The organism is Candidatus Thiosymbion oneisti (assembly GCF_900092655.1).
Lineage (GTDB): Bacteria > Pseudomonadota > Gammaproteobacteria > Chromatiales > Chromatiaceae > Thiosymbion > Thiosymbion oneisti.
The window spans coordinates 1-6,128 of the sequence record NZ_FLUY01000064.1 but is presented as its reverse complement, the minus strand read 5'-3'; the positions used below and the strand labels follow the sequence as shown (position 1 = coordinate 6,128).

Annotated in this window: 7 protein-coding genes; 6 read left to right on the top strand and 1 reads right to left on the bottom strand. The window is 58.3% G+C overall.

All coding sequences use genetic code 11. The features are described 5' to 3' along the window. The first annotated feature begins 527 nt into the window (after positions 1-527). The 5 genes from petA to BQ17_RS00350 all read left to right on the top strand — a co-directional run bounded on the left by petA (position 528) and on the right by BQ17_RS00350 (position 4,395). Positions 528-1,121: a ubiquinol-cytochrome c reductase iron-sulfur subunit gene (gene petA / locus BQ17_RS00370; protein ID WP_089723778.1), complete on the top strand. Its 594-nt coding sequence runs from the start codon at positions 528-530 to the stop codon at positions 1,119-1,121. Next, positions 1,121-2,419 carry a cytochrome b gene (locus BQ17_RS00365; protein ID WP_089723777.1) on the top strand — a complete coding sequence of 433 codons (1,299 nt, stop codon included), beginning with the start codon at positions 1,121-1,123 and terminating at the stop codon, positions 2,417-2,419. Before petA ends, BQ17_RS00365 begins: the two co-directional genes overlap by 1 nt. After that, positions 2,416-3,174, top strand: a complete 759-nt coding sequence (locus tag BQ17_RS00360) for a cytochrome c1 (protein ID WP_089723776.1) — start codon at positions 2,416-2,418, stop codon at positions 3,172-3,174. The genes BQ17_RS00365 and BQ17_RS00360 overlap by 4 nt, the downstream gene beginning before the upstream one ends. A 188-nt stretch (positions 3,175-3,362) precedes the next feature. Beyond that, on the top strand, positions 3,363-3,968 hold the full coding sequence (locus BQ17_RS00355; RefSeq protein ID WP_089723775.1) for a glutathione S-transferase N-terminal domain-containing protein: 606 nt from the start codon (positions 3,363-3,365) through the stop codon (positions 3,966-3,968). 16 nt (positions 3,969-3,984) lie between these two features. Continuing rightward, entirely contained in the window at positions 3,985-4,395 is a 411-nt protein-coding gene (locus BQ17_RS00350; protein ID WP_089723774.1) for a ClpXP protease specificity-enhancing factor, read from the top strand. 250 nt (positions 4,396-4,645) lie between these two features. On the opposite strand, the gene BQ17_RS00345 is transcribed toward BQ17_RS00350, so the two are convergent. Continuing rightward, positions 4,646-4,951 (bottom strand): DUF3301 domain-containing protein, encoded by a 306-nt coding sequence (locus BQ17_RS00345; protein WP_089723773.1) that lies wholly within the window; start codon positions 4,949-4,951, stop codon positions 4,646-4,648. 148 nt (positions 4,952-5,099) lie between these two features. Between BQ17_RS00345 and BQ17_RS00340 the strand changes: the two genes are divergently transcribed. Beyond that, complete coding sequence (locus BQ17_RS00340) at positions 5,100-5,621, top strand: O-acetyl-ADP-ribose deacetylase (protein ID WP_089723772.1); 522 nt, start codon at positions 5,100-5,102, stop codon at positions 5,619-5,621. The last annotated feature ends 507 nt before the right edge of the window (positions 5,622-6,128 follow it).

Here is a 6,128-nt window from a genome sequence, read left to right as displayed (position 1 = left end):
GACACAAAAGGCTCCGACGAGGGTGACTGGAAGGGCTTCTCGCTCGGTATGATCCACGACTTCTGAGTCCGGCTTGGGTTTTCCGTGGAACAACGGGGCTTCGGCCCCGTTTTTTCGTGTTTCGCACATGACCCTCTCCTTATGAGGGTGTCGCAAAAGCCCCTCTCCCACCGGGAGAGAGCCTGCGCTGAGCGCGCAGCGAGGGGGCTTGGGGAGAGGGGGTCAAAGGGCGAGATCGGTGCCTTTTACGACACCCTCCTTTGGCAGAGGAAATAGGGCGACCTCATGTGCCGGGACAGGCGCTAACGAGACAATCTGTGGAAATCTGCGGATACTGAAAGCTGGTGACTGGAAACCGGCAACCCGCGCCTGCCCGGGGGGACTCCTTGACCCATTAATGCCATATCAGTGAAAATGGGACGCTAGCTTTCAGTTGATTCGCATATTCTGATTCTCACCTTCCTGAGCGGTAAGGCTTCCGTCCTGGAAGCGCAACCTAGCAGAGCCTACCGGGGGTCGTCAGAGAAATGAGCGCACCAGGTGTGGATAACAAGCGGCGGCGTATCCTTGTCGCCGCCACCAGCGTAGTCGGGGCCGTCGGTGTCGGTTACCTGGCCGTTCCCTTCATTGCTTCCATGAACCCGAGCGCCAAGGCCCGGGCGGCCGGGGCGCCGGTGGAAGCGGATATCGGCAAGCTGGAACCGGGCGCCATGTTGCGGGTCAAGTGGCGCGGCAAACCGGTCTGGGTAGTGAATCGCACCGCAGAGATGTTGGCCGCTCTTCCCGAGTTGGACCAGCTGCTGGCGGACCCGGACTCGGCGGCATCCGTGCAACCGGAAAGCTGCCAAAATGCGACACGGTCGCTCAAGCCCAAGTATCTGGTGGCCGTGGGTATCTGCACCCATTTGGGTTGCTCCCCGACCTACCGGCCCGAGGTTGCCCCCGCCGATCTGGGATCGGAATGGAAGGGTGGTTTCTTTTGCCCTTGCCACGGCTCCCGCTTCGACCTAGCCGGGCGCGTCTACGCCGGTGCTCCGGCACCGATCAATCTGGAAATACCCAAGCACACCTATATTTCCGACACCGTCATCCTGGTCGGTAAAGGCGGGGAGGCAGCCTGATGAGTACAGAGCGTACCGGATTCCTCGGTTGGATCGACGAACGTTTCCCGCTCACGAAGGTCTGGAAGGAGCATTTGTCCGAGTACTATGCGCCCAAGAACTTCAATTTCTGGTACTACATGGGCTCCCTGGCGATTCTGGTGTTGGTGTTGCAGATCGTCACCGGGTTGTGGCTGACCATGAGCTACAAGCCCTCGGCGGACGATGCCTTCGCATCGGTCGCGTACATCATGCGCGATGTAAATTGGGGCTGGCTCCTGCGTTACATGCACTCCACCGGCGCCTCGGCCTTCTTCATTCTCATCTATCTGCACATGTTCCGCGCCCTGCTCTACGGCTCCTACCGCAAGCCGCGTGAGCTCTTGTGGATTATCGGCGTGACCATTTATCTGGCCATGATGGCGACCGCCTTCTTCGGCTATCTCCTGCCTTGGGGGCAGATGTCCTATTGGGGCGCCCAGGTCATCGTCAACCTGTTCGCGGCGGTCCCCGGCATCGGTGAGGACCTGTCCGTATGGGTCCGAGGCGATTATGTCATCTCCGATGTCACCCTGAACCGATTCTTCGCCTTCCACTTTTTAGTGCCCTTCCTGATCGCAGGTCTGGTGTTTATCCATATCGTCGCCCTGCACAAGGTGGGCTCCAACAACCCGGACGGGATCGAGATCAAGCAGGGTCCCAAGGGCAATCGCTGGGATGATAAGGCACCGGCGGATGGGATCCCATTCCATCCCTATTACACGGTCAAGGACATTGCCGGGGCCGTGGGCTTCCTGATCCTCTTTGCGGCCGTGGTCTTCTTTTGGCCGGACCTCGGCGGATTGTTCCTGGAAGCGCCGAACTTTCAGCCCGCCGATCCCTTGAAGACGCCGGAGCACATTGCCCCTGTGTGGTACTTCACGCCCTATTACGCCATATTGCGGGCGGTCCCACCCATGTTCGGCTCCCAGTTCCCGGGCGTAGTGGTGATGTTCGCGGCCATCCTGATCCTGTTCTTCCTGCCCTGGCTGGACCGCAGCGAGGTCAAGTCCATCCGCTATAAGGGTATCCTCTCCAAGATCGCCATCGGCGTGTTTGCGATTACCTTCATCGTTTTGGCCTGGCTGGGCCTGGAGTCGGTTACGCCTGCCAAGACCCTGCTCGCGCAAATCTTCACCGTGCTCTATTTCCTGTTCTTCCTGCTGATGCCGATCTACAGCAAGCTGGACAAGACCAAGCCGATCCCGGAGCGGGTGACAAAAACAAGCTGGATGAGCAGGATCAAGACCAAGCCGGTTCCGGAGAGGGGGACACAATGAAAAGATTGCTTATCGCATCCGTTCTCTTGCTGGCGCCCGCGTTTGTCTCGGCCTCTGGCGGCGCTGGTCTGCACCTGGAGAAAGCCGACATCGATCTTGCGGACCAGGAGTCCCTGCAGCGAGGTGCCAAGTATTTTGTCGGCTACTGCATGGGCTGCCACTCCCTCAAATACATGCGCTACAACCGTATGGCTGAGGACCTCGGGCTCGACGAGGTTCAGATACGTCGAGACTTTATTTTCGACAAGGAAACCAAGCCCGGTGATTTGATGGTCAGCGCCATGCGCCCGCGGGACGGTGAGAAGTGGTTCGGTACCCAGGTGCCGGATCTGACGCTGGTCACCCGTTGGCGCGACCCGGACTGGGTCTTCACGTATCTCAAGCACTTCTACCTGGACGAGAGCCGGCCTTACGGTGTGAATAACGCGGTCTTTCCTGATGTGGGTATGCCGCATGTCTTGGCCGGTCACCAGGGACTGCAGAAGGCCGTCCACACGGAGACCGAGGGCGAGCACCCTGGTTCGTTGAAAGGTCTCGAGCTGATGCGGCCAGATAATATGTCGGAGGAGGAGCACAATCAGAGGGTCAAAGAATACGATCAGATGGTCCGCGATCTGACGAATTTCCTGACCTACGCGGGCGAGCCCATAAAGCTCGAACGCCGGCGGCTGGGCTTTTATGTGCTGGGCTTCCTGGTCATACTCTTCGGCCTCGCCTACCTACTTAAAAAGGAGTATTGGAAAGACGTCCATTGATCGGGGTAGGGCGCGGTCTTTTTATCAGGCCTCTCCACAACCCACAGTTGACGCAAGTTAGGCCCCGTATCTTACGGGGCTTTTTCGTTTATACTGGCATATCGCCTCGGGTCTTCCGTGCCTGGGTGCGGTAATCTGAGTACTGAAGTAAAGGACAGTCGGTAGTGGCCACCAATAGACGATCCGTTATGACCCTGTTTTCCGATCCCACGAACCCGTACTGCCACCGGGTACGTATCGTACTGGCGGAAAAGAGTATCTCCGTCGACATCGTCGATGTGTGTACCCAAGATCTGTCTGACGAGGTCATGGATTTCAATCCCTACGGAACCGTACCCACATTGGTGGACCGGGACCTGCGACTCTATGAGTCACGCATCATCATGGAGTATCTGGACGAGCGCTTTCCGCATCCGCCGCTACTACCCGTCGACCCGGTTTCACGCGCTACGTCCCGCCTCTATATGTACCGCGTGGAGCGCGACTGGTACACCCTGATGGATCGGATACTCGAGGGCACCGAGGACGAGGCGGCCACGGCACGCAAGGAGCTGCGCGAAAGCCTAACCGCTACCTCTCCGGTGTTTGCAGCCAACCCCTTCTTTATGAACAATGAGTTCTCCCTGGTGGATTGCTGCGTGGCCCCCCTGTTATGGCGCCTCCCGCTGTTGGGCATCGACTTGCCGGCGCGGGCCCAAGCATTGTCCAGCTACGCAAAGCGCATCTTCACCTGGCCCTCTTTCGGCAAAAGCCTAACGGAGGCAGAGCGGGAGATGGCGACGGAAAATAGTTGATTGCCGACCTGCCGCCATGACTTCGAACCGTCCCTACATGATTCGGGCGCTGTACGAGTGGATTACGGATAACCGAATGACCCCCCATCTGCTCGTGGATGCGACCCATCCCCAGGCGGTGGTTCCGGCACAGTTTGTTGAGGACGGAAAGATCGTACTCAATATAAGCCCTACTGCTGTCCGCGCCCTCGTACTTGGAAACGGGGACATTGAATTCGGTGCGCGTTTCGGTGGTGTCGCCATGGAGGTCCGGGTGCCGGTGGGGGCGGTGCTCGGTATCTATGCGCGCGAGAATGGGCATGGAATCTTGTTCCCGGACGAGGAACCGCGGATGGACGACGCGCAGGAGACGGAGGACGAATCGACCGCCCCCGAACCGCCGCCCAAACCGCCGAAAAAACGACCGACACTCAAGGTCGTCAAGTAGGTAGGAGCACCGGGGACGATCTTCGCTGGTTGCTTGCGGTCAACCGTCCGCCGGGCGTTTGGGCGGATCCAAGCCCAATGCCATTAAGTTAAGCGTTACCGGTCAGCGAAAAAGAGGAAAAACGACGAATCACGCGAATCCGCGCGAAATTGTCATCCCGAACCGAAGGGAGGGATCTTGTTCGCGCTGATTCGCGCACTTCGTCGTTTTCTCTTCCGCATCCTGACCGACCACGACAAGCGGTCAGCAGCTAACTTAATGGCATTGGATCCGAGCCGATCGTCTCCGGATTCAAGCCGACGAGTATGAGGTAGCCACTGTGCCTGCCGATGCCTTCTGTGCTGAAATCGAATCCATACACGCGCACTATCCGCAACCCGGTGCCTGTCCGCCGTATCCGCAGCCGGCGTAGGGAGACAGTCTGGTCCAGGAACTGCAAATCACGTTGCTTACAGGCAGCATGGCAGATTTCGGTCGCCACTTCGCGCGCGCGCAGGCTGTCGAGCCAGAACCAGCCTAGGAGCAAAAGGGCGAGGACAGCGAGCAGGTTGTTCATATCGGTCGGGGATTCCCGACAAAAAACCGTTTTAATCCACAGATTACGCAGATTTTCACAGATTATTTAGCTTTTCATCCTTTTCATCCGTGAAAATTTGTGTAATCTGCGGATATTGAGGTTTTTGTGCAAGAGTAAGGAGTCGACGATGGGGGCCCTAGTCATAGTCACTGCCGACATCACGCGGCTTGCGGTGGATGCCATCGTAAACGCCGCCAACCAGTCACTCCTCGGCGGTGGCGGCGTCGACGGCGCCATCCACCGGGCTGCGGGGCCTGAGCTACTGGAGGCTTGCCGGGGCCTCGGTGGTTGTCCGACCGGAGAGGCACGAATTACTCCCGGGTTCGGATTACCCGCTAAGTGGGTCATCCATACGGTCGGCCCCGTGTGGCGGGGTGGGGGACAAGGCGAGCCGGAGTTGCTGCGCAGCTGTTATCGGCGTTCATTGGTTTTGGCACAGGAAAAGGAAGCGCGTACCGTCGCCTTCCCGGGCATCAGCACTGGTGTGTATGGCTACCCGAAGGAAGCCGCAGCCCGCATCGCCTTGGAGGTTATGCAGGCCGAGCGTGAGGACTTCGAAGAGATTATCGCCTGCTGCTTTTCACGGGAAGATGCCGCCCTTTACCGCACGCTCTGTTCCGACTGCCGATCTGATGAGGGGAACGGCTGATGCTCGCATAGCAGCGCCTCGGCTGGTACACCATTTCTGCATATTTTACATGTAGCCCGTAGGGTAGGTTGTGCCTACCAATCAAATAATGCCTCACACAGAGGCACCAAGCCGCAAAGTAAGTCACAACGGACATTTAAAAATAATTCCCCCTGTATCTTCGTGTCTTTGTGGCTCCGTGTGAGAAATATGAAATGAGTAATCCCGGGTCCGCGGCGGGCCTCGCGGCAATCCGAGACCTGGCCGCAACCCCTGAGCCCGTTCACTCTGATGACGCGAAGATTGCTTGAGTTGGAGTCGTCTGCCGTGCTTGGTTGGTGGGCACGGCCCACCCTACGGGTCCGAGAACCTAGAATAGGGTGAAATATGGTACTGGTAGATCGCGTACCTGTGGCTGTTTTCAAAAGCGCACGGACATGCCGGCGCTCGAAAACTAGTGTAGTGCGCCATTCTGTTTGGAACTTAAGCGGCGATTGCGCGCGTCGGGCGTCAAATCGATCGCGGCGC

Bases quoted from the DNA above. Each gene is read 5' to 3' on its own strand.
- BQ17_RS00365 (WP_089723777.1), top strand. From the start codon at position 1,121: ATGAGTACAGAGCGTACCGGATTCCTCGGTTGGATCGACGAACGTTTC.
- BQ17_RS00345 (WP_089723773.1), bottom strand. From the start codon at position 4,951: ATGAACAACCTGCTCGCTGTCCTCGCCCTTTTGCTCCTAGGCTGGTTC.
- BQ17_RS00340 (WP_089723772.1), top strand. From the start codon at position 5,100: ATGGGGGCCCTAGTCATAGTCACTGCCGACATCACGCGGCTTGCGGTG.
- BQ17_RS00355 (WP_089723775.1), top strand. From the start codon at position 3,363: ATGACCCTGTTTTCCGATCCCACGAACCCGTACTGCCACCGGGTACGT.
- petA (WP_089723778.1), top strand. From the start codon at position 528: ATGAGCGCACCAGGTGTGGATAACAAGCGGCGGCGTATCCTTGTCGCC.
- BQ17_RS00360 (WP_089723776.1), top strand. From the start codon at position 2,416: ATGAAAAGATTGCTTATCGCATCCGTTCTCTTGCTGGCGCCCGCGTTT.
- BQ17_RS00350 (WP_089723774.1), top strand. From the start codon at position 3,985: ATGACTTCGAACCGTCCCTACATGATTCGGGCGCTGTACGAGTGGATT.